This is a genomic window from Longimicrobium sp. (genome assembly GCF_036554565.1).
In the GTDB taxonomy this organism is placed as follows: domain Bacteria; phylum Gemmatimonadota; class Gemmatimonadetes; order Longimicrobiales; family Longimicrobiaceae; genus Longimicrobium.
The window spans coordinates 1-3,136 of sequence record NZ_DATBNB010000194.1 but is presented as its reverse complement, the minus strand read 5'-3'; the positions used below and the strand labels follow the sequence as shown (position 1 = coordinate 3,136).

The following is a 3,136-nucleotide window of genomic DNA, read 5'->3' as shown; positions in this document are numbered from 1 at the left end:
GGGGGGCGCCCGCCGGAGCACGGGAATCAGTCGAACCGCTCCGATCCTGTTTCCCAGCGGCGCCCTACCAGTCCCTCACCCCGTGCAGCCGTTCCTGGTCCTTCTTCAACTGCCGCCGCTGAACCCCCTGCTCGCGCTGCTCGGCGCCGGACAGGATGCGCTGCGCCTGCTGGGGCGTCATCGGCCCATCCTCGCCCGCCGACGGGCTGGGCTGCGGCGTCGGCGCGGCGGGTGAGGGCTGCTCGCCTCCGCCCCCGCCCTGCGGCTGCGGATCGTCGTTCTCGTCGTCGTTCGCTCCGCCCCCGCTCTCTCGCTGCAGCAGCCGCTGCGCCAGCTCCAGGTTCCACTTCGCGTCCGCGTCAGTGGGGTCCGCCAGCAGGGCGCGGCGGTAGGCGCCGACGGCACGCGTCAGTCTCGAGATCCGCTCATCGTCAGGCACCTGGCCGGCGGCGACCGGGGCCAGGTCAGCATTCCCCGCGTTGAAGGCTGCGCGGAAGGGAAGCGGCGGGCGCGGCGCCCGTGCGCGGCCCGCAGCCTCCAGGTGCGCGCGGCCCTCATCGTGGCGTCCCAACCGCAGCAGCGCCGTTCCAAGGTTGTAGCGGACGGCGGCGGACGAATCTCCATCCGCCATCGCGCGGGAGTACGCTTCCGCTGCGCGGCGGTAGTCGCCCGCGCGGTAGTGGCGGTTGCCCTCCGCCACGGCTCCCCCGCCGATCGCGAGCAGGACGAAGATCGTCAGCAGGCGGGGTGTCATGGGCGCTCCTCGGGGCGGGGGCGCGGACGGCGGTGCTCGGACAAAGCATCCGCGGCGATCAGCGCGAGCGCCAGCGCCAGGAACCACTCGTAGCGGTTGTCCGGATGCGAATCTCCCCCGCCCGGCCCCCGCCCGCCCGACGCGGCGGCGTTCGCCAGGGCCGCTACCGCCTGCGCGCTCGGCATCACCTGCATCGTTCCACCCGTCGTTCGGGCGATGGCGGAAAGCACCGGCCGCTCCAGCCGCGAGACGGCGGTTTCGCGTGTCTCGGGATCGCGCTTGAACCCGCGGCGGCGTCCGGTTTCGGGGTCTACGTTGGGTACAGGGCCTCCCGCGGCGGTGCCCAGGCCCACGGTGTGGATGGCCACGCGGCGCCGGACGGCCCGGTCCAGCGACAGCCCGACCATGCTCGCCGGCTCCAGCGCCTCACCGTCGGTGATCAGGACAATGGACCCCGGGTTCTCCCCCGCGCCGGGTACGTCGAGCAGGTTCACGGCCTCCGCCAGCGCCGAGTAGAGCGACGACCCGGTTTGGTGCACGATGTCGGGCCCCAGCGCGTCGAGGTAGAGGTTGAGGGCGCTGAAGTCGTCGGTCAGCGGCGTCAGCACGTGGCCGCTGCCGGCGAAGGCCACCAGGCCCACGCGCGAGCCCTCCAGCCGCCGGACCAGCGTCCGCGCGATCTCGCGCTGCCGCTCCAAGCGATTGGGCCGCACGTCTTCCACCAGCATGGAGTTGGATGCGTCCAGCACCAGCACCACGTCTCCACGCGGAACGCCGTCCACACGCACCTCGCCCCAGCGCGGGCCGGCGGCGGCCAGGCCCAGGAGCGCGGCGGCGGGGATCAGCAGCGCGGCGCGGCGGCGGGGGAAGGCTCGCAGGTCAGTACCCGCCAGCCGCCGCACCAGCGCGGGGTCTCCCAGCGCGTCGGCCACGTCGCGCCGCCTGCGCCACCACAGCAGCAGCGCGGCAGCCACCAGCGCGGGAAAGAGCGGGATCAGGTGAAGCAGGAACGGGTCGGCCCAGCGCATCACGGCACCCTCCCCCAGCGGGTGGCGCGAAAGAGCCATTCCAGGATCAGCAGCACCGCCCCGGCCAGCAGGAAGGGCAGGTACCAGTCGCGGTGCCGCACGTAGCGCCGGGTCTGCACGGGCGTACGCTCCATGCGGTCGATCTCGCGGTAGATGCGGCCCAGCGCCTCCGTGTCCCGCGCGCGGAAGTAGCGTCCCCCCGTCGTCCGCGCGATGTCGGCCATGGTGCCCTCGTCGATGCGGGCCTGGCGCAGGACGTATCGCACCCGCTCGCCCCCTTCCGCCGCCTGCCGCCGCCCCGCCGTGTCGGTGCCCACGCCGATGGTGTACACGCGGATGCCCAGCGCCTTCGCGGCCCGGGCCGCGTCGATCGGTGCCACGGCGCCGCTGTTGTTCACGCCATCGCTCATCAGCACCACCACCTTCGACTTCTCGGGCGCGCGCCGCAGCCGGTTGGCCGAGGCCGCCAGGGCGTCGCCGATCGCCGTGCCTACGCCCAGTTCGGCGCCGCGGATGGCCGTCAGCGACTGCAGCAGCTCGGCGTAGTCGCGGGTCAGCGGCACTCGCGTCATGGCCTCGCTCCCGAACGCCACCAGCGCGATGCGGTCGTGTTCGCGGCTCTGGATGAAGCGGCCGATGATCTGCTTGGCCGCGCCCAGCCGGTTCCGGGGGCGCATGTCTTCCGCCAGCATCGACTCGGACGCGTCCACCGCCACTACGATCGCGATGCCCTCGGTTTCGTCCTGCACCACCGTCGCGCCCGTCCGCGGCCCCGCGAGCGCGATCACCAGCCAGGCGAACGCGCCCGCGCGCATGGCATCCGGCAGGATACCGAGGAACGAGCCCCGGCCTTCCGCGGCGTCGCCCAGCGTCCCGGCACGGGCGAAGGTGAGCGCGGTGGGCTGCCGTCGGCGGATCCACCAGAGCCACGCGGGAACCAGCAGCAGGAGCAGCAGCGCCCACGGATTTGCGAGATGGAGCGTCATTGGCCACCCTCCCCCGCGCCGGCGTGGCCGAACGACTCCACCCAGCGCCGCGCCGCGCCCCAGTCGTCCAGCGCACGGTCGGCGGTGGGGGGGCGGCGGGCGAACTTGGCGAGGTCGGCATCCGCGAGCACGTCCGCCAGCCGCTCGAGCTCGTCCGGCCGCGAGCCGTTGCGCGACAGGCGGTCCATCAGTTCGTGGCTGGTCAGGTCTACCCCGAGCGCAGCATCGGTGGAGGCCATGAACTCGCGCAGGACGGCGCTCGTCCGCGCGTAGAAACCCTCCAGGTCGCCCGCCTCCGCCAGCCCCGACGCGCGCACCCGGTCCAGCTCCGCCAGCGCGTGCTGCCGCGCATCCGCCACCACACGCGT

4 protein-coding genes are annotated in these 3,136 nt (G+C 73.7%); all 4 read right to left on the bottom strand.

Annotation, left to right across the window (positions count from 1 at the left end):
• Positions 1–64 precede the first annotated feature (64 nt).
• Positions 65–754, bottom strand: coding sequence for a CDC27 family protein (locus VIB55_RS05260; protein ID WP_331875617.1), 690 nt, complete (start codon positions 752–754; stop codon positions 65–67).
• The gene (locus VIB55_RS05255; protein WP_331875616.1) at positions 751–1,821 is read right to left on the bottom strand and encodes a VWA domain-containing protein; all 1,071 of its coding nucleotides are present in this window, start codon (positions 1,819–1,821) and stop codon (positions 751–753) included. The genes VIB55_RS05260 and VIB55_RS05255 overlap by 4 nt, the downstream gene beginning before the upstream one ends.
• Positions 1,782–2,768 carry a VWA domain-containing protein gene (locus VIB55_RS05250; protein WP_331875615.1) on the bottom strand — a complete coding sequence of 329 codons (987 nt, stop codon included), beginning with the start codon at positions 2,766–2,768 and terminating at the stop codon, positions 1,782–1,784. Before VIB55_RS05250 ends, VIB55_RS05255 begins: the two co-directional genes overlap by 40 nt.
• Positions 2,765–3,136 (bottom strand): hypothetical protein (locus tag VIB55_RS05245; RefSeq protein ID WP_331875614.1); only part of this gene is annotated, 372 nt, incomplete at its 5' end. The genes VIB55_RS05245 and VIB55_RS05250, both read right to left, overlap by 4 nt.

What these genes read in the sequence shown, in the direction of transcription:
- VIB55_RS05260 (WP_331875617.1), bottom strand. Translation starts at nt 754, where the DNA reads ATGACACCCCGCCTGCTGACGATCTTCGTCCTGCTCGCGATCGGCGGG.
- VIB55_RS05255 (WP_331875616.1), bottom strand. Translation starts at nt 1,821, where the DNA reads ATGGCTCTTTCGCGCCACCCGCTGGGGGAGGGTGCCGTGATGCGCTGG.
- VIB55_RS05250 (WP_331875615.1), bottom strand. Translation starts at nt 2,768, where the DNA reads ATGACGCTCCATCTCGCAAATCCGTGGGCGCTGCTGCTCCTGCTGCTG.